This is a genomic window from Bradyrhizobium sp. 190 (assembly GCF_023073415.1).
Classification (GTDB): Bacteria; Pseudomonadota; Alphaproteobacteria; order Rhizobiales; family Xanthobacteraceae; genus Bradyrhizobium.
The window spans coordinates 501,433-519,957 of the sequence record NZ_JADPJL010000008.1; the positions used below are offsets into that span (position 1 = coordinate 501,433).

The window sequence follows — 18,525 nt, forward strand, 5'->3', positions numbered from 1 at the left end:
GGAGCTGACGCAGCATGAGTGCCACGGCCAGCGCCGAGACCGCGCCCTCCGGCGCAGACACGTCCGAACGCAGCGTCCTCCTGTTGTGGATGATATTCACCGGGCTGTCGGTCTTCGCCGTCGTGCTGTTGTGGCGGTACGGACTGCTCCATCTGATGGTCAGTTCCGACCGCACCTACATTTCGAGCGTCATTGCCGTCTTCTATTTCGTCACCTGCTTCCATTGCTTCTGGCGGACGCGCGCGATCGCGCGTGAGGGCGAGATCACGCGGCGCTGCCGCGCCATCCTGTCGGCGCCCGGCGGGACGAGGGGACTTGATCACGCGCGCGCCCTGCCGGGCGGGCTGGTGCCGGATCACATCCGCAATCTCGTGAAAAAGGCGGAGGCGCAAGCCGCCGGCCGCATCGACCAGACGCTGCTGCTGCGGACGCTGGCCGATCGCTTGCGCGGTTCCAACGGATTTGGCGCATTCGTTTCCGACACGCTGATGAAGCTCGGGCTGCTCGGCACGATCATCGGTTTCATCATCATGCTGGCGCCGATCGCCACCCTCGATGCGGCCGACAAGGCCGCGATGAAAACATCGATGGGCCTGATGAGCGACGGCATGGCGGTGGCCATGTACACGACGCTGGCGGGCCTGATCGGCTCCATCCTCGTCCGAATTCAATATTACATGCTCGATGCCGCTACCCAGCGGGTATTTTCCGATGCCGTCATGCTGACCGAGACGCACGTCACCCCGGTATTGGAAAGCCGTCCTGGAACGCCACCATGATGGATGACTTCGGTCTCTATCCGCGCGAGGAGCCGTTCGACCCGCTCGGCGTGATGCTGTTCAAGGCGCTGCAGGTGATCGCTTTCCTGTTCTTCCTTGCGCTGCTCGCGGTCTCGCCCGATGCAAAGGAAGGCAAGATCGATTCCAAGGCCGAATTCCTCATCACGATGGACTGGCCGGACAGTCATCCTGATGACTTCGATCTGTTCGTGCAGGACCCTGTCGGCAACATTGCCTGGTACCGCCGGCGCGAGGCCGGTTTCCTCACCCTCGACCGCGACGATCGCGGCGGCGCGAACGATTTCATCATCGTCAACGGCAAGAAGATCCTGTCGCCGGTCCGAGAGGAAATCGTCACGGTGCGGGGCGTCGTCCCCGGCGAATACACCGTCAACGTCTCGCACTTTCAGGCCACGACCGGACAGCCGGTCCCGGTGAGCGTGAAGGTGCAGAAGCTCAATCCGACCGCACAGGTGATCTTCGACAACAAGCTGACGCTCGATCACTCTGGTCATGAGAAGACGGCGGTGCGCTTCTGGCTTGACTCCGCAGGCAAGGTGATCGACGTCCAGCAGCGGCCGAAGTCGCTGATGGAGACGTTCCGTAACGTTCGCTCCAACGGCGCGGACCTCGATCCGAAAACCGGCGTGAGGATGCCGCGCCGTGAATAGCCTTCAATCCGTCGTCCTCACGCTCTCCCTCAGTTACGCGCTGATCGGCGCGCTGCTGCTGATTGTACTGGTCTATGCGCGCCTGCCGTGGTCGGCCAAGGCCGTCGCCGTGGTGGTGACGAGTGCGTTCTACATCGCAAGCTTTGTCGGGGTGCGCGGACTGCTGGGCTGGGCCACCATCGACAGGCTGCCCGCAAGTTTCAAGCTATTGCAGGCCCGTATCGTGGAGCCGCACTCGCTGGAGGGCGATCCGGGCTCGATCTATCTGTGGGTCGAGACCCTCGACGAGGGCAATCGGCCGAGCGGCGTCCCGCGGGCGTTTCGCATTCCCTACAGCGACAGGCTTGCGGAAAAGACCGACAAGGCGGCGGGCGAGATCGCCGCCGGCCGCCCGCAGGGCGGTCGTGCCGCCGATTTTGGCGATGGCGGCGGCAGCCTGCTCCAGGCCGCCCGGGAGTACATCACACCCAGCATGATCCTGAACACTTCGGGCGGCGATCCCTCGACGGGCGGGGGATTGCTTGTCGCGCCCCGCGATGGCGACGAGGTCTCGTTTACCCCGCTGCTGCCGCCGCGGATGCCGCCGAAGGACGAGCAATAGGCTTCCGGCGAGGGGGCCGGCCGGCCCGGCAATCACGGATTATTGACTGACAGATATTGAAATCTGTCAGCGAGACATGCTATATCCATTGCCGACGCCGGTACTCGGGCGTCGCCCGGCTCTTAAGGTTTGAGCCCGGTACTTGCAAAGGACTACGCTATGACGACCCATCTCATTCATCTGACCGCCCAAATCCAGCACTGGCTCAACCAGAGCGTCGCTCGTCATCTGGCCGCCCAGGCCGAGCGGCTGGAACCGGCCACGAAACATTAACCCGCCAAGGGGATTACAAGGGGATTAGGATGACCACTCGTCCCATCGTTTCGCAGGTGCGCGCATGAACGAAGTCGTGGTTCTGACCCCCGAACGGATTCTGGAGGTGACCGAGGACGTTTTGCGCCGTTACGGGCTCGCCAAGGCAACCGTGGTGGATGTCGCTCGCGCCCTCGATGTCAGCCACGGCAGCGTCTATCGCCATTTCCCCAGCAAGGCCTCGCTGCGCGAGGCGGTGGCCAAGCGCTGGCTCGACCGTTTGAGTGCGCCCCTTTTGAAGATCGCGGAAGCTTCCGGCCCGGCGCCGGCGCGGCTGGATAAGTGGCTGCGCACGATGTTCTCGATCAAGCACAAGCGGCTTGGCGATGATCCCGAAATGTTTGCGACCTACCTGACGCTGGCCCGCGAGGCCTGCAAGGCCGTGAACTGCCACAAGGACTGCCTGGTCGATCAGATCGCCCTGATCCTGTCCGACGGCGTGAAGCAGGGCGCGTTCGAGGTCGCCGACGTCAACGTTTCGGCCCGCGCCATTTTCGACGCCACCAGCCGTTTCCACCATCCTGCCCATGCCGAGGAATGGAACGAGCCGGGTGCTGCGGCGCGGATCGAAGCCTTGCTCGCACTGCTGCTCAAGGGCTTGGAAGCGCCGCGCAAGCGCTGACGATCTTTCTGAAACCGCGTTTGCGCGACCCTTCTCCGTAACCGCGCCGGGCTGCCCGCAGCTTTCTGGCCGAATAAGATCACGCTGGCGACGCACCGCGGCCACATACTGCACACGATCAGGTGGCGAGATTGCAAGAGACAGGCATCGTTGGATTGGCGGATGTACCTGATCTCGACGATCCAGGAAGCCCCCGGGGATGATCTCTCCGGGGGCTTCTCGTCTTTGGCGAAACCTCTTATCGGGAATTACGCATGCTACGTATCTTTGTGGCTTCTGTTGCATTGGTGGCGATCACGATTGTGCTGCTGCTCCACGCGACACACCACGGTGCGCATGCAAACTCTCCGGCGCATTGCGGCTTTTGGACCGAAATAGAGGCAGGGTTGTCGTGTCGCTAACCTGTCGAGGTCGCCCTGGGCGATGTCATGATGGCGTTGTCTATTGTGCCGCGGAATGGTGCTGAGATTGACGAATTGATCTCAGACAAACGCGCAAACCGGCAGCCGATGTCGGTTTGTCGGGCAGAGCGGACCTCCTTTGGGAGCCGCTTCCAAGTCGGGAAATGATGACCCCAAAGCGGATACGGCGTGGCGGTGATGCCGCCGATCCCATCCGCGGGGTTGGGCAGCAGCCTAACCACGCTTTTGCCGACCTTCGGCGGGAGCGCCCTTGACGAGGAAGCCTGCGGCATCCATATGCCATCCAATCAGATGGTGTATGGATGGAGAGAGTTATGGCTGACAATGTACGGGAACTTCGGCCCAAGCCGCCTGAAACGGAAAAAATCACGATCAATCTTGGCTATGTCGACCTTGGTCACGTCGATCTAATGGTTCAGGAAGGGTTCTACTCGAACCGTACCGATTTCATCCGGACGGCGATCCGGAACCAGCTCGAACGTCACGCCGACGTCGTGAAGCAGTCAACGGCCCGCAAAAGTCTGGACCTCGGGCTGCGAAACTACAGCCGCGAGGATCTCGAAGCGGTGCAGCGAGCCGGCGAGATGCTGCACATTAATGTTCTGGGGCTTGCCAGCATCTCGCAAGATGTCACGCCCGAGCTCGCTCGCGCGACCATTGCCTCAGTCTCCGTGCTGGGCGCATTGCACGCCAGTGCGGCAGTCAAGGCCGTCCTCGCCGACAGGACGCGGTGAAGGCGATGCTGAACCAGGACATCATTCGGGAGGCAACACGCCTCACGCGCGCGGGCCAACTCGTTCAGGCCACCGCGCTCCTTCAACGCATGCTTCGCGGTGAGAGTGCGGCAGACGCACCATCGCGTACCGGCAGTCATATCGCCCTTACAGGACGCGAACCGCTAATCATTGACGCGAAGGCCAATCCTGTTGAGGAGACGGATAGTCATCCTCAATCAAAGCAAGCAAACTCCGCGCAACCGCGCGTGTTCCGGGCGTTACTGGATAGCCAAAAGGGGCGCTCCGGGATCGGACTGCGAGGTGTGATTAAGCGCGCACCGCTGTCCACACCGGACATCGTGCCGGAGGGCGCCCGGTTCATCGAAAGCACGTACAGCAGTCCCGCGGGAAGCCGTGCCTACAGGCTTTTCATCCCGAGCCGCTATCAGGAGCGACCGCTTCCTTTGGTCGTCATGCTTCACGGCTGTACCCAGTCGCCGGATGATTTCGCCGCCGGCACGAGGATGAACTTCGTTGCTGAGGAACAAAATTGCTTCGTGGTCTATCCTGCTCAGCCCAGACAGGCCAACCAGGCGAAATGCTGGAACTGGTTTCGTACAGCCGACCAGCAGCGAGGCAGAGGTGAACCCTCGCTTATCGCGGGCATCACTCGCCAAATCATGGATGAGTATTTGGTTGATCGAAAGCGCGTCTATGTTGGTGGGCTGTCGGCCGGAGCGGCCGCCGCGGCTATCATGGGAGCAACATACGACGACCTGTACGCGGCGATCGGTATGCATTCTGGCCTCGCGTGCGGGGTTGCCACGGACCTTCCCTCTGCGCTTGTCGCCATGAGACAAGGCGGGTCCGATCACAAGGTAATTTCAGGTGACCGGACACCGGTTCCGACCATTGTTTTTCACGGCGATCGCGACACTACCGTGCATCCAAACAACGGCGATCAAATTCTTGAGCAGTCTGTGAGAATGATCAGTACACAAAAGAAGGTGCATCGCGGGCAAGTACCCGGAGGGCATGCCTATACCCGAACGATCCTGAGCGACGGGAGTGGACGCGGAATGTTGGAGCACTGGAATATCCACGGAGCCGGACACGCATGGTCCGGAGGCAGCCCTGCGGGCTCCTACACTGATCCGCGAGGACCGGACGCAACAAGGGAAATGCTTCGTTTTTTCCTCGAGCATTCGCTCCCAGAGGAGTAGGGCCGCTCGATCTGATCTGATCGTCTAACGGTCTGCAGGGGCACCCGGCGCGATTGCACGCCGCAAGCGGTCTGTTGTTTGATATCCATCAAGACACGCGCAGGCACGGGCGCGATGATGGATGGGGAGAAAAGCGTGCGGCTTGCGATCTTCGCCGATATCCATGCCAACCGGCAGGCGTTCAGCGCGTGCCTCGATTTCGCGCGCGCGCGCGGTGCGGAGCGGATCGTCTGCCTCGGCGATGTCGTGGGCTACGGCGCCGATCCGGAATGGGCGGTCGATACCGTGATGGGCCTGATCGATGACGGCGCCATCGCCGTGATCGGCAACCACGATCACGCCATCAGCACCCCGTCCGAAACCATGAATGCCGCGGCGCAAGCCGCGATCGAGTGGACGCGCGGCAGGCTCAGCGCGCCGCAGCGGCGCTTTCTCGCGCAGTTGCCGCTGACCCGGCAGGAAGACGATCGCCTCTACGTGCATTCCGAAGCCTCTCATCCGGCGCGATGGCACTATGTGCGCGACACGCCGGACGCCGCGCGCAGCATCGCGGCCACCGATGCCCATGTCACCTTCTGCGGACACATTCATCGGCCGGCGCTCTATTCGATGTCATCGGCGGCGAAGATGACGAGCTTCGTTCCGACGTCAGACGTGCCGGTGCAATTGCTCGGCGGCCGGCGCTGGCTCGCCGTGCTCGGGTCGGTCGGGCAGCCGCGCGATGGCGACCCGGCGGCTTCGTTCGCGATGCTCGATACCACCTCGCGCGAGATCACCTATTGCCGCGTGCCTTACGATGTAGAGGCGGCGGCTGACCGCATCCGCACCAACGGCCTGCCGCATTGGCTGGCCGATCGTCTGCTGATCGGGAGGTGAGGGGATGGCGAAGCCTGCAATCGAGCCGGGCGCAGCACTCGGCGGCTTCACGATCGGGAGCGCGTCCACCAGGGCGGCATGGCGACGCTGTGGACGGTTACCCACCCCGGCATCACCGTGCCGCCGATGATGAAGATCCCGCGGGTTGCCGAGGGCGAGGATCCGGCGGCCATCGTCAGTTTCGAGATGGAGCAGATGATCCTGCCGCGGCTGGCCGGCCGGGGGACAGATCGCGACGGCGCTGGCCGATCTGCACCGGCAGAACGTCATTCATCACGACATCAAGCCGAGCAGCATCATATTTCGGCCATCGCCACCTTTTCGCGATAGCGCCGGTATTCTTGGCCGAACATCGCCACCAGATCGCGCTCTTCGAGGAGGAAATTGTTTTGGGGCTATGGCCTCGTTCAGGACTGCTTGAGGCGTCTCCGCTTGCGGAGCCGCGCGGCTCTTTCGAGGGCGTCATCGATCGGTCCGCGGTAGATGCGCTTGTTGTGCAGGCCGCGATTGCCAGCTCGGTGCAACGCGAGCCAAGCGGCTTGCCGTTCGCGGTAGGCGCTGGCGGCGGCAATCCAGCCGTCGAGAAGGCGCCTCAGGCGCGCGGGCAGGACGAGAGGGTTGGCGGCGCTGCCTGCGTGGATCCGGGCGCGAGATTGCATGGCGCTCTCGTGCGGCAACAAGCCTTCTGGTGAAAATTCTGCCTTGTGGGATTGAGCAACAAGCCCGTCATGGTCATCTCCGATTGAGCGGTGATTGACCCGTCCTTAGATTGAGCTGCCTGTTCCAGCTTGACGAACTTCCTGAGAAGACCTTTGTTTTTTCCCCGGAAGCGACTGTTTTTGCTTAGTTTGTAGCGTGAACCGCCTGACAAGGGCGGAGCCTCGTGTCGGATTAACAGAAGTGGTATCAAAATACCGATTTGCCGATTTCGAGATCGACCTCAGCCAGCACGAGCTGCGCCGGCTTGGGGAAGCGGTACATATTGAGCCTCAGGTATTCGATCTCATCGTTCATCTGGTGCGTAACCACGACCGGATTGTCAGCAAGGATGAGCTTATCGAGACGATCTGGAACGGCCGGATCATCTCCGAAGCGGCGCTCTCCAGCCGCATCAATGGCGCCCGGCGTGCGCTTGGCGACAACGGAAACGACCAGGCCCTCATTCGGACGTTGCACAAGCGTGGCTTCCGCTTCGTCGGCGATGTTCAAGCCATCGACGCGCCGAAAACGGATGCAGAGGCGGCTCGACTTGTTTCCGACGCGCCGGGCAGCGTTCCAGGCCGCGTCTCGGTTTCCGCCGAAGTATCCCGCCTCGACGATGTCGTTTCGGAATCCGTAAAGGCAGAGGCAGTCACGCGATCGTCCATCGCCGTGATGCCGTTTGGAAACATGTCTGATGACCCCGAGAACGACTACTTCAGCTACGGGTTGACGGAAGACATTATTCGGCTTCTCGCGCGTAACCGGTGGCTTTCGGTCATCTCGCGACACTCGACTATTGCGTTCCAGGGACGCGTGGTGGATGCACGCGAAATCGGTGAGCTGCTGGGCGTCAGGTATGTGATGGTCGGCAGCGTTCGCAAGAACCGCGATGCTGTGCGGATAACGGCGGAACTCGTCCGCGCAGCGGATGGGAAGCAATTGTGGGCCGATAAATACGACCTGCAGCTGGAGTATATCTTCGATATCCAGGAGGAGATGGCACGGCAGATCGCCGCAACGATCGAGCCCGAGCTGTCGAAGGTCGAGCAGCAGCTCGCCGCCCGCAAGGCGCCGGAAAGTCTGGACGCCTGGGATTGTTATCAACGCGGTCTATGGAATTTTTGGCGCTTCACCACGCCGGGATTCGACTCGGCCGAAACCTATTTTCAGCGGGCGATTGCGGCCGATCCGAATTTTGCGCGCGGCCACGGCGCGCTCAGCTACGTCAATCTGCAACGCGCGTTCATTGACGAACCGAAAGATCGCGCGGCGCGGCTGGAAACCGCGTTGCGGCAGGGACGCCATGCGGTGGCGCTCGACGAGCTCGATTGTTTCTGCCACTGCGCGCTCGGACGAGCCCTGTGCTTGAACCATCAGAACGACGAGGCGCTGGCGGCGCTCGACGTATCACTCGAGCTCAATCCGAGCTTTGCGCAGGCCTATTTCGCCCAAGGGTTCAATTTACTCTGGTATGGGCGAGAGATTGAAGCAGAAACGCTGCTCGATCGGGCGATCATGCTCAGTCCGCGCGACAGTCATATTTCTGCTTTCCACCATGTCCGCTCCTGGGCGCACTTTTCCCTGGGCGAGTATGACATCGCGGTCGAATTCGCGAGGCGGGCGACACGGCAGCCCAATGTCACATACCAGGCGTTTGCGACACTTGCGGCGTCGCTGGGACTTCTCGGGGATCGGGCGCAGGCGGAAACGGTGGCCGCGGAACTGCGGCAGCGCAAGCCAAACTACAACATTGAAACGGCGCGACAGGAGTTCTTCTTCTGCAATGATGTGGGCTTCATCAATCGGTTCGTCGAGGGATTGCGTGTAGCCGGTATTCCAAACGCCTAGAGCCTTTTCCGTTCCGATGGACACGGAACGGGGCGCTAGGGTCAGGACCCATTAAATTTCGGGTAACGTGACCGGTTAGAGCCGGCTGCTGCGTCCGCTGCAGCATGCTGATCCGAGACACCAGATTGCAATCAGGGAGAGCGACTGATGGAGGCTGCCGTAAGGAAGCTATTCGAGCGATACGAAAGTTTTTTTAACAGATCCCTCGGCGATGACGTGGATATGGATGAGGTCGCATCGCTGTACGCCTCGGATTTCATCGCGGCCTCGCCGGCCGGTGTTATGACCGGGAAAAACGACGATCAACTCAAGCAGGTCATGGAGCAAGGATACGCCCGCTATCGGGCAATAGGGACCAAGGAGATGCGGATACGCGATGTCCGCATCTCCCCGATAGATGAACATCATTGTTTGGCCCATGTCGCCTGGACGGCGACCTATGCTCGCGAGGATCAACCGGACACGGCTATAGATTTCGATGTCCACTACCTCGTGCAGAAGCTGGACGGCGAGGCGAAAGTTTTCGGTTGGATATCAGGCGATGAGCAGGCGCTTCTTAAGAAGCATGGCATCGGCTAGCGGCAACTTCGTCCACATATCAGCCGTTTGCCTCGGCCAGACTCCATCTTTGCAGGGCGGCTATGATAGTTCCTCTCCTGCCGGACGCCGACACATTGATTGGCGACAAGGGCTACGACAGCGACACCTTCGCGATCACGGCTGCGGACCGGACAGGTTCATTTCACGCTCCGCCCGGAAAACATTGCTGTGCAGGTTTGCGATCCATTGCCGTCCGCTTGACGTGACATTGAGATAGCGTATTGCCGTCTGGATCTGCGGAGCGACGTTGTTCCAGTAGAACTGCGGATATCTGTAGACAACGTCTGCCGGCGTCTCGTAGCCGAGCGTTTTGTTCATTCCGACTTCTTCGAATTCGTAGAACAGGGCATTCGCTTTTTTCAGGTAGTTGGGGTCGCCGAGTTGCCCGATGAGGTCGGCCGCGCGCAGCAGCAGGCCTTCTTCTTCGTTCAGTTCGTCGTTTGACGATGAAGCAACATAGGGAAATCGCGTATACTCGATTGCCTTGGCGATCCGGCTCGCATCGACTTCTTCGGTAGGGTCGAGCCGCTCGAAGACGAACAGCTTCGAGCGGTCCACATGGTAGGGGCCCAGCGCGGCATCGGATGAACCTCGCGCCAGGCGAATGGTTCGGCCGCTGAGATCCGCAACATAGGAATCCCCGTCATCTCCCTGGACAATTCCGCGAACGTATCCGATGTCGTGGCTAAGGCACGCCAGGATGAAATTGGTGTAGTCGTCTGCCGTCGTATGTCGCAGCATCGCCCGACCCATCAGGATATCGTGCCCGGCGAGTGTCACGAGCATGGTGTGTTCGATGTTGTGATACAGGGCGTCGCTGTTGCCGATGCACTCCAATGTGAGCCTGGCTGCATAGGGGAGATATTCAGCCAGCCGGGCTTGGGAGGAGCCAAACCTGCTTCTGGTATCTGAAGCCAGGAACGAACCCAAAGCTTGCGCGACCAGTTCCGGGATTGTGATCATGAGAACCCCCAACTCAGTTGTGGGACAGCGGCGATCGATGCATCGGCGCCGCACGATAGCACGCCGCGCGCGGGCAGGCCGGATATCGACCGGATCGCACCGCCAAAGAGACCACGCAAAGCAGATTTGACGGTGGGTCAGCTGCCATGACGTATTCTGGTAGAACGGCGCCGGCCGCACCCGGCCTAAGAAGCCAAAATCAAGATTATCTTCAGATTATCTGAATACGGGCTCTAAGCGCGGCAAGTCTGTTCGAGCCATATTGGCCGGCATGGACCGACGAGATTTCATTGCATTTCTGGGAGCGGCGATGGCGTGGCCGACAGCCGCACTCGCTCAGGATTCGACAAGAGTTTATCGTATTTTTTGGGTATCCACCGATTCCCAGCCCGACCCCTTCCTGGCCGGGTTTCGGGAGGGATTGCGGGCGCGCGGCTACGTCGAGGGAAAGAACGTTGCCCTTGAGCTGCACTATGCGCCCGGCAATCCGCAGGCACTCCGCGAGGTCGTATCCGAACTGAAGCGAGGGAACATCGACCTGGCCGTGTCGAGCGGCCCGGCGACGCGCGCGATGACGGCGGTAACGGACGTTCCGGTCCTGTTTGCGTTGAGCGGCGATCCGGTGGAGTTGGACCTGGTCAAGAGCCTCGGCGAGCCGGGCGGCAATTTCACGGGTTCGACCTTCCTTTCGCTTGAGCTGGCGGGGAAGCGGGTTGAGCTGCTGAAGGAAGCCGTGCCGACTGTGCGCAGGCTTGCGGTGTTTTCAAACAGTCTTCATCCGGGAGAACAATCGGAGTGGCGCGCGACCAGGGAGGCCGCCACGGCGCTGGGCATCGAGACCGTCTACGTTCCCTTTGCCGGCAAAAGCGAACTGGACAATGGACTGGCAGCGGTGGGAGACGCGCGTGCGGATGCGTTGCTCGTCTTCCCGGATGTCCTCACGCTGGTGCACCGAGCCAAAATTGCCGACTTCGCCATCGCACATCGGCTGCCCTCGATGTTCGGCTGGAGCGAATACTGCGACGCTGGCGGACTTCTGAGCTACGGCGCCAACCAGCGGGCGACCTATTTCTGGCTGGCGACTTATGCTGACCGGATCTTGCGCGGCGAAAAGCCCGCCAATCTCCCGGTTTTTCAGCCCACCAAATTCGAACTGGTCGTGAATCTCAGGACGGCTGAACGGCTCGGCATCGACCTGGACAAATCTTCAGTTCTTTTCCGCGCCAATCGGGTGATCGAATGACCCCGGCGCACCTCTTATTGGTTCAAAACTCTTTCTATCGGATTTTTCTTTGGTGACCCGTCCGCGCCGCTCCCTGTTCATGAAGTACTTCGTCACGCTGTTTGTCGCAGTGGTGACGCCGCTGATGCTTGGTTCCGCGACCGAAGCCTGGTTTGCGTTTCGCGACAATCGCTTCGATCTCAATGAACTGCTTCAGGTCGAGGCCCGTTCCGCAGCCGACCGGATACAGGCTTTCACCGATGGAATTCGCGATCAGCTTGGCTGGGTCGTACAGTTTCCCTGGACCCAGGGCGAGGACGACCGGCGCAGGATCGACGGGCTGCGTTTACTGCAGCAGGTACCGGCGATCGTTTCGCTTTCGATGGTCGACCCGACCGGCACCGAACGTGTCTTCGTATCCCGCGTGAGCATGAACAGAACCGGCCGCGGCGGGGACATGTCGGCGGATCCGGCGGTTGTGGGGGCGCGCGCGAACCGGGTCTGGTATGGCCCGGTGCACTATCAGCGCGATTCCGAGCCTTACATGCGGATCGCGGTTGCGGGAAACCGCGCCGCCGCCGGGGTTGTCGTTGCCGACATCAACCTGAAACTGATCTGGGATATCATCGCGGCGATCAAGATCGGCGACACCGGACATGCCCTTGTCGTCGACGATTCAGGGCGCCTGATTGCCCACCCGGACATCAGCCTTGTGCTGCGCAGCGGTGCCGGGGCAGGGGAGTTCGATCGCCTCAAGTCCGTCGTCAGCGCAGCGAACGGATCGGCGGTCACCACGACCGGCGAGGACGGCAAGCCCGTCGTTGCGGTTTCGGTGCGTGCTCCCAACGTGGGTTGGACGGTGATCGCCCAACAGCCGGTGCTGGAAGCGTTCGAATCGATCCGCGCCGCGCTGTGGCGTTCTCTGGTGCTCATCGTCATCGGAATCGTTTTCGCGCTTGTCTTGGCTTATTGGCGAGCATGCCGCTTGTGGGGGCCGATCAGGCAACTCGAGGATGGTGTCGAACGGATCGGAATGGGGCAACTCGACCATCGCATCACGATCAAGAGCCATGACGAACTGGAGCAATTGGCAATCCGGTTCAACCAGATGGCGGAAGAGCTGGCCGCTTCGCAGCACAAGTCCGAGCGCATCAATCGTCTGAAGCAATTCCTTGCGCCGCAGGTGGCTGAACTGGTTGAGCACTCCGATCAGCGGCTGTTGGATGCACAGCGGCGGGAGGTAGTCGCGATTTTCGGCGATCTACGCGGCTTCACCGCGTTTACCGCGCGTGCCGAGCCCGATGCCATTCTGGCCGTGCTGAGGCAGTACTATGAAGCCATCGGCGCCGTCACGGCCCGCCATGAGGCGACCTTGATCCGCTTTGCCGGTGACGGTGTGATGGTCCTCGTCAACGCGCCGGTTGCTTGCGAGAATCCGGCGCATCGCGGCGTTCGGCTTGCGATCGACATGCAAGCTGCCGTGCAATCCCTGACCGGGGCCTGGAACGCCCGTGGCTGCGCCATTGGTTTCGGCGTGGGTATCGCGATGGGACCTGCGACCGTCGGAACGCTCGGCTGGCACGAACGCCTCGACTACACCGCCATCGGAAACGTCGTTAATCTGGCATCGCGGCTTTGCGATTTGGCTGATGACGCGCAGATACTGGTGGATCCGGTTGTCACCGGGCATGTCAAGGATAGCGTTGCCCTTGCGTCCATCGGAGAGCAGGCCATCAAGGGCTACGATCGTGCCTTGGAGGTTTTCGCCGTGGGTTGCATGTACGCACCGATACGGCATTTCGATTATCGTTTCCAGACTGCTCACGTGCAACCAGCGGGAGCGAAATTCGACAGAATCGCGCCGGAGCCTTCTCTGACGGATGCCGACTGAATCCGATATCGCCTGTGCTGGCGGGCGGACACTCGTGCCTGACACGTCATGGCGCTGACGAGCAGACAGGCAGGAATGCTGTGGGCAGACTGGTCCAGATCACCCCCGAACCCGAAAGCACTGCAAGCAGCAGTGTTATCCGCCGGAACCACGCGCTCGTCTGACCGGACGACCGCGGAACACCATCTCCGGGCCGGAAAGTGCGGACGGCAAGGATGATAAGGCACATCAAGGCCGCTACGGTGAAGAGAAAAACGATCCAGCTCATCTTGTCGTCATGGCCGCGCTGCGGCCCCGCGCATATCAGCGCTTCGGCGGCGTAGAGGGCGCCGAGATGCGCAAGCCAGATCGCGGGGGCGATGAACAGGCGCAACAAATCGGCTAGCGGCCGGATTCCCTTGAAATCAGCGCTCATCCCGCAAGCCTCGGAAACCCATGAACGAGCAACAAGCCGAGCAGGCTCTGTCCGATCGTGTAGTGATATAGCAGGCTGAAATTATCGAAGATCACGCGCCGTTCGAGAACGAGTCGGCCACCGAGGCTCCGTGCAATCACGAACCCCGCCATGACCAGAATCGGCAAGGCTATTTGCCCTTGCAGGAACGCCGCCGTAAACACCAGGGCGCCATGAATGTCGGTTGCCGGCCGCTGGCCTGCCTGCGACTGTGCAGACACCTCGGCAATCAGCGCTGCGAGAAGTATGGCGGCGGCAAGCCCTGTCAACAGTTCGAAGGCGCGGCCGCTCCGTGACCGGTGGGGCAGGACGCGTCCGGCCGCGACGAGGATGGCGCTGCCGGAAACAAGGAGAAAGGCCGACAAGACCGCCGAAGCGACCGGCGCAAGCGCTTCCGGTTTCGGCCAGAATTGCGGTGAGACCGTCCAAAGATAAAGATAGGAGAATACATAGGCGAGGTAGAGCGAGCCTGCGACCAGCAGCAGCACGATCATTGCCCACCAGGAATGCGACAGCGAACCGGATGCATAAGTCGTGAGCTTGATGCCTCCTCCGATATCGACGGGTTCGAGCGGTTTTGGATCGCTGTCCCACATCCAGACGACGAGCATCGCTACGGCGAGGACGCCGGATATCAGCGCCAGGGTGACGGCCTTGACCGTGAGCAGCATGAAAAATGCCGCGGTGAAGTTTGCCGCTAGAAACGGCGTCCAACCGGGGCCGGGCAGGCGAAGCAGATATTGCGGCGTCGCCTCGATAGGCGAGGTGACGATGGTTTCGCGCCGGCCGGTGATCGAACCGGGCAGGTAATACCGGCCAGCGTCGACGTCCCTGGCGAGGTGCGGCTGTTCCCATAGCGGGTCGGCACTCGTCACGATCGGGATGCTGCGTGGGCCATATTCACGATTGTGAAGCCACTCCAGCGTGCCGCCGTTCCATATATTGCCTGCGGTATCCGAGCCGCCGGGACGCAGATTTCGGGCGAGATCTATCAGGAACAGCGCTATGCCGCTGGCGAACAGGAAGGCTCCCATGGTGGAGACCATGTTCAATACTCCCCATTCCATCACGGCCGGATAAGTATATACGCGCCGTGGCATGCCCATTAGGCCGGCGAGGTGCATCGGAAAGAACGCGATGTTGAAACCGCCAAACATTAGCCAGAACGTCCATTTCCCGAGACGTTCCGATAAGGCTCGGCCGCTGAAGGCAGGGGCCCAGTAATGGAAGGCTGCGAACAGCGGAAACACCATGCCGCCGACCAGCACATAGTGGAAATGGGCGACGACGAAGTAGGTGTCGTGCACCTGCCAGTCGAACGGAACCATCGCGACCATCACGCCTGTAAGCCCGCCAAGGGTGAAGATGAAAAGGAAGCCCAGGATGAACAATGACGGCGTTGTCCAGCGCAGGCGCCCCGAGGCAATCGTTGCAATCCATGCAAAGACCTGGATCCCGCTCGGCAATGACACCGCCATGCTGGCGGCAGAAAAGAAGCTGAGCGACAGCGCAGGGATCCCTGTTGTGAACATGTGATGCACCCACAGGCCGAAGCTGAAGAATCCCGTTGCGATGAGGGCCACGACCACCAGCCGGTATCCCACGAGCGGCGTTCCGGCCATGGTCGGGACGATCATCGAAACCATGCCGGCAGCCGGCAGGAAAATGATGTAGACCTCGGGGTGGCCGAAAAACCAGAACAGATGTTGCCAGAGCAACGCATCGCCGCCCTTGGCAGCGATGAAAAACGGCCAGCCGAAAGCGCGCTCGAGTTCAAGCAGAATCGTGGCGAGGATGACCGCTGGAAACGCAAACACGATCATTCCGGCGAAGATCAGCATGGTCCAGGCGAACATCGGCATCCTGTCGAGAGTCATTCCCGGCGCGCGGGTGCGCAACACGCCGACGATGATCTCGATCGCGCCCGCGATTGCTGAAATTTCGATGAAGCCGATACCGAGCAGCCAGAAGTCCGCGCCTATATTGGGTGAGAACTGCGAACTGGTGAGCGGCGGATACATGAACCATCCGCCTGATGGTGCGAGGTCGAAGAAGAGGGTGCTGAAGAAAACCAGCCCTCCGACAAAGTAGGCCCAGAACGCAAACGCACCCAGCCGCGGAAACGGCTGGTCGCGGGCACCGAGCATCTGCGGAAGCAGGAGGATGCCCATGGCTTCGACGACAGGAACGGCGAACAGGAACATCATCACCGTGCCGTGCATGGTGAATATCTGGTTGTAGGTCTCCTGGCTGAGGAACGTATTGCTCGGCACGGCGAGCTGGAGCCGTATCAGCAGGGCGAGCGTGCCGGCCAGCAGAAAGAACAGCATTGCCGTGCCGACATAGAAGTAGCCGATCACCGTATTGTTGACGTCGGTAACGATACGCCAGGACCTGGGGCTCGCCCAGACGGCTTCAAGTGCGGCCTGTTCGTCGCGTGGCCGGGGCAGCGTGCTCGGATAACTCGATATTGTGGCGGTGTCAGCCATCGGCGTCCATTGCTTTAAGGCTGAGAAGATAAGCGGCGAGCGCATCCAGTTCTGGAGGCTGCAGGAAGCGAAACTCTGGCATCAAATTGCCGGGCTTGACGTGCTGGCCATCGGTTATGAAACGCACCAAATTGTCGTGGGTGAGCGGCATGGTATCGATGCCGACCGAGCGCCGCGCGCCCATCTGCGTCAGGTCCGGACCCAGCTTACCGGCAGCGGCGGTGCCGCGCACCGTGTGGCAGGCACCGCATCCCGCCCCGAGGAATAGATGTTGTCCTCGTTGCTCGATGTCGGATTGGGGAGCCCTTGCCGGCATGGCTGCCCGCCGCAGCCAAGCGGCATGTTCGGATGCCGGCATCGCTATCACCTCGAGCGCCATCAGCGCATGGGCGCCGCCGCAATACTCGGCACATTGCCCGCGATAGGTTCCCGGTCGTTCGGCGGTGAGCCGCAAATGCGTGGTGCGGCCAGGGATCATGTCGACCTTTCCCCCAAGGCTGGGTACCCAGAAGCTGTGAATGACATCGGAAGCTTTAAGCTTGAACGCGATTGGCGTGGCGACAGGAATGCGAATTTCGTTGGCGCTTGCGACAGGCGTGCCGTCGGGGGCCAGGTACGTGACGCGCCACCACCATTGCTCGCCGACCACTTCGATGCCGACGGCGTTCTGGTCGCGGTCAGTATCAAGAAGAGCTCGCGTCAGCCAGACGCCGTAACCCAGCAGCAACGTCAGCGTCACCACAGGAAACGCGATGCCGAGCGTGAGGACGGTGTTCTCCTGCGCAAGAATCCGGCGGCTCCGCGCCGATCCCCCTATGGCGAGCCATGTCGCGGCGATGACGATGGCCAGTACGAAGATCCCAAACCCGAACAGCAGCCATGCCAGGACTGCGATCTGCTCGGCCTGAATTCCCTTCGGCGCCAACATCGATTGCACGTCGCGGCCGCAGCCGCCAAGCACGACGGAGCTTGCGACGATGGTGGCGAATGATCGCGCGTGCCTCAATGGTTCTGCTTTCCTGGAGCCGGGGCATGCATCGACGAGAAATACACCGAGACGTCTTCGATCTGCTGCTCGCTGAGAGACCGCGCGATGGGCGCCATGATCGCGTCGGTGCTGGAGCGCGAGGTAAGTCCGTTTTTCCAAAGACGCAGGCGATTGGCCATATAGGCTGCATGCTGTCCGGCAAGGCGCGGGTAGACTTCGAGCGATGAGGTGTTGTGGCAGTCCATGCAGGGAGGAATTCTCGCGCCGGGATCGCCGCGGGTCGCAAGCATGCGGCCACGTTCGACAGCTTCGTCGCTCGATGGCGGTTCCGGTGTGGCCGGCGGCGCCAGCCCGGCGTAATAGCGCGCGACCCGCTCGCGGTCGTCGGCGGAAAGATCGCTCGCTAGCGGCTGCATAATCCCGCTCGGACGGCGCGCGTTCGCGTAGTCCTCGAGCGCTGCCATTAGAAAGCCCACGGGTTGGCCGTGCAGAACCGGGACGAGGCGACTGTTCGGTCCGCGCTGTTTCTCCCCATGGCAGCGCGCACACGCGCTTACTGCGCCGGACGTTGCCTCCGTCGTCGCGATTTCGCGTCCGCTTTGCGCGGGAACGGTCAGCCCACCCAGCGCCATGTCGCGATAGGCGGCTGCATCCAACGTGGGAAGGCGTCTTAGAAAAGCAACGACTGCCCAGACCTCGTCGTCCCGCTCCTGGGCTACCCAAGCCGGCATGCCGGTGTACTTGATGCCGTTCTTGACGATCCAGAACAGCTCCCGATCGCGCCACTCCCGCATTGATTTCGAGAGATCCGGCGGGGAGGGCAGCATGCTTTGCGCGATCGGGCTGACCGGTACGCCGGGTGCGCCATGACAGAGGGCGCATCCGCTCTGGAAATGAGCGGCGCCAAGCGTCACCAGGTCTTTGCTGTCCAGTGGTCGGGCCTCGATGCCGAGCGCATGAGTTTTGACGGAATTCGTCATCCCAAATGTCAGAATCGCGTCTATCACGGCCCAGTGGCCGCGACTTGCGGCAACGTTGTAGAGGCCGGACCATGCCAGGAGAAATCCTCCCAAAACGATTGAAGTAAGGCCGAGCACGATCAGGCGGACGAACAGTAGCAAGCGAGATCGTGGGATGGTGCGCACG

Annotated in this window: 17 protein-coding genes and 1 pseudogene; 12 read left to right on the plus strand and 6 right to left on the minus strand. The window is 61.3% G+C overall.

Annotated elements, in window-relative coordinates:
• Window positions 1-14: 14 nt before the first annotated feature.
• The 8 genes and pseudogenes from IVB22_RS06225 to IVB22_RS06260 all read left to right on the plus strand — a co-directional run.
• Window positions 15-779: a MotA/TolQ/ExbB proton channel family protein gene (locus IVB22_RS06225; protein WP_247516421.1), complete on the plus strand. Its 765-nt coding sequence runs from the start codon at window positions 15-17 to the stop codon at window positions 777-779.
• A complete protein-coding gene (locus IVB22_RS06230; protein WP_247516422.1) occupies window positions 776-1,450 on the plus strand; it encodes a hypothetical protein in 675 nt (224 codons plus the stop codon). The genes IVB22_RS06225 and IVB22_RS06230 overlap by 4 nt, the downstream gene beginning before the upstream one ends.
• Window positions 1,443-2,051, plus strand: a complete 609-nt coding sequence (locus IVB22_RS06235; protein WP_247516423.1) for a hypothetical protein — start codon at window positions 1,443-1,445, stop codon at window positions 2,049-2,051. The genes IVB22_RS06230 and IVB22_RS06235 overlap by 8 nt, the downstream gene beginning before the upstream one ends.
• 337 nt (window positions 2,052-2,388) lie before the next feature.
• Window positions 2,389-2,985 carry a TetR family transcriptional regulator gene (locus IVB22_RS06240; protein ID WP_247516424.1) on the plus strand — a complete coding sequence of 199 codons (597 nt, stop codon included), beginning with the start codon at window positions 2,389-2,391 and terminating at the stop codon, window positions 2,983-2,985.
• Window positions 2,986-3,721: 736 nt separating this feature from the next.
• Entirely contained in the window at window positions 3,722-4,141 is a 420-nt protein-coding gene (locus tag IVB22_RS06245) for a CopG family transcriptional regulator (RefSeq protein WP_247516425.1), read from the plus strand.
• A gap of 5 nt (window positions 4,142-4,146) precedes the next feature.
• Entirely contained in the window at window positions 4,147-5,346 is a 1,200-nt protein-coding gene (locus tag IVB22_RS06250) for a PHB depolymerase family esterase (RefSeq protein WP_247516426.1), read from the plus strand.
• Window positions 5,347-5,481: 135 nt separating this feature from the next.
• A complete protein-coding gene (locus tag IVB22_RS06255; RefSeq protein ID WP_247516427.1) occupies window positions 5,482-6,222 on the plus strand; it encodes a metallophosphoesterase in 741 nt (246 codons plus the stop codon).
• 4 nt (window positions 6,223-6,226) lie between these two features.
• Window positions 6,227-6,535, plus strand: a pseudogene (locus IVB22_RS06260) (serine/threonine protein kinase); the annotation flags it as partial.
• A gap of 94 nt (window positions 6,536-6,629) precedes the next feature.
• On the opposite strand, the gene IVB22_RS06265 reads toward IVB22_RS06260, so the two are convergent.
• Window positions 6,630-6,881, minus strand: coding sequence for a hypothetical protein (locus tag IVB22_RS06265; protein ID WP_247516428.1), 252 nt, complete (start codon window positions 6,879-6,881; stop codon window positions 6,630-6,632).
• A gap of 196 nt (window positions 6,882-7,077) precedes the next feature.
• Here IVB22_RS06265 and IVB22_RS06270 point away from each other — a divergent pair, with 196 nt between their 5' ends.
• Together IVB22_RS06270 and IVB22_RS06275 are read left to right on the plus strand one after the other, a co-directional pair.
• Window positions 7,078-8,772: a winged helix-turn-helix domain-containing tetratricopeptide repeat protein gene (locus IVB22_RS06270; protein WP_247516429.1), complete on the plus strand. Its 1,695-nt coding sequence runs from the start codon at window positions 7,078-7,080 to the stop codon at window positions 8,770-8,772.
• A gap of 147 nt (window positions 8,773-8,919) precedes the next feature.
• Complete coding sequence (locus tag IVB22_RS06275; protein ID WP_247516430.1) at window positions 8,920-9,351, plus strand: DUF4440 domain-containing protein; 432 nt, start codon at window positions 8,920-8,922, stop codon at window positions 9,349-9,351.
• A gap of 135 nt (window positions 9,352-9,486) precedes the next feature.
• Here IVB22_RS06275 and IVB22_RS06280 read toward each other — a convergent pair whose 3' ends face one another.
• Window positions 9,487-10,335, minus strand: coding sequence for a metal-dependent phosphohydrolase (locus IVB22_RS06280; RefSeq protein WP_247516431.1), 849 nt, complete (start codon window positions 10,333-10,335; stop codon window positions 9,487-9,489).
• A gap of 271 nt (window positions 10,336-10,606) precedes the next feature.
• Between IVB22_RS06280 and IVB22_RS06285 the strand changes: the two genes are divergently transcribed.
• Window positions 10,607-11,578, plus strand: coding sequence for an ABC transporter substrate-binding protein (locus tag IVB22_RS06285; protein WP_247516954.1), 972 nt, complete (start codon window positions 10,607-10,609; stop codon window positions 11,576-11,578).
• A 52-nt stretch (window positions 11,579-11,630) separates the two neighbouring features.
• Window positions 11,631-13,448, plus strand: a complete 1,818-nt coding sequence (locus IVB22_RS06290) for an adenylate/guanylate cyclase domain-containing protein (protein ID WP_308200357.1) — start codon at window positions 11,631-11,633, stop codon at window positions 13,446-13,448.
• A gap of 46 nt (window positions 13,449-13,494) precedes the next feature.
• Here the strand turns inward: IVB22_RS06290 and IVB22_RS06295 are convergent, their stop codons facing one another.
• Genes IVB22_RS06295 through IVB22_RS06310 form a run of 4 tightly spaced genes read right to left on the minus strand, consistent with a single transcriptional unit; the run spans window position 13,495 to window position 18,524 of the window.
• The gene (locus tag IVB22_RS06295) at window positions 13,495-13,863 is read right to left on the minus strand and encodes a hypothetical protein (RefSeq protein WP_247516432.1); all 369 of its coding nucleotides are present in this window, start codon (window positions 13,861-13,863) and stop codon (window positions 13,495-13,497) included.
• Entirely contained in the window at window positions 13,860-16,391 is a 2,532-nt protein-coding gene (ctaD, locus tag IVB22_RS06300; RefSeq protein WP_247516433.1) for a cytochrome c oxidase subunit I, read from the minus strand. The genes IVB22_RS06295 and ctaD overlap by 4 nt, the downstream gene beginning before the upstream one ends.
• The gene (coxB, locus tag IVB22_RS06305; protein WP_247516434.1) at window positions 16,384-17,397 is read right to left on the minus strand and encodes a cytochrome c oxidase subunit II; all 1,014 of its coding nucleotides are present in this window, start codon (window positions 17,395-17,397) and stop codon (window positions 16,384-16,386) included. Before coxB ends, ctaD begins: the two co-directional genes overlap by 8 nt.
• Window positions 17,394-18,524: a c-type cytochrome gene (locus IVB22_RS06310; RefSeq protein WP_247516435.1), complete on the minus strand. Its 1,131-nt coding sequence runs from the start codon at window positions 18,522-18,524 to the stop codon at window positions 17,394-17,396. The genes coxB and IVB22_RS06310 overlap by 4 nt, the downstream gene beginning before the upstream one ends.
• Window position 18,525: the final 1 nt, after the last annotated feature.

Excerpts from the sequence above, each read along its gene's own strand:
- IVB22_RS06225 (WP_247516421.1), top strand. The coding sequence starts at position 15 with ATGAGTGCCACGGCCAGCGCCGAGACCGCGCCCTCCGGCGCAGACACG.
- IVB22_RS06230 (WP_247516422.1), top strand. The coding sequence starts at position 776 with ATGATGGATGACTTCGGTCTCTATCCGCGCGAGGAGCCGTTCGACCCG.
- IVB22_RS06240 (WP_247516424.1), top strand. The coding sequence starts at position 2,389 with ATGAACGAAGTCGTGGTTCTGACCCCCGAACGGATTCTGGAGGTGACC.
- IVB22_RS06245 (WP_247516425.1), top strand. The coding sequence starts at position 3,722 with ATGGCTGACAATGTACGGGAACTTCGGCCCAAGCCGCCTGAAACGGAA.
- IVB22_RS06250 (WP_247516426.1), top strand. The coding sequence starts at position 4,147 with ATGCTGAACCAGGACATCATTCGGGAGGCAACACGCCTCACGCGCGCG.
- IVB22_RS06265 (WP_247516428.1), bottom strand. The coding sequence starts at position 6,881 with ATGCAATCTCGCGCCCGGATCCACGCAGGCAGCGCCGCCAACCCTCTC.
- IVB22_RS06275 (WP_247516430.1), top strand. The coding sequence starts at position 8,920 with ATGGAGGCTGCCGTAAGGAAGCTATTCGAGCGATACGAAAGTTTTTTT.
- IVB22_RS06280 (WP_247516431.1), bottom strand. The coding sequence starts at position 10,335 with ATGATCACAATCCCGGAACTGGTCGCGCAAGCTTTGGGTTCGTTCCTG.
- IVB22_RS06285 (WP_247516954.1), top strand. The coding sequence starts at position 10,607 with ATGGACCGACGAGATTTCATTGCATTTCTGGGAGCGGCGATGGCGTGG.
- IVB22_RS06295 (WP_247516432.1), bottom strand. The coding sequence starts at position 13,863 with ATGAGCGCTGATTTCAAGGGAATCCGGCCGCTAGCCGATTTGTTGCGC.
- ctaD (WP_247516433.1), bottom strand. The coding sequence starts at position 16,391 with ATGGCTGACACCGCCACAATATCGAGTTATCCGAGCACGCTGCCCCGG.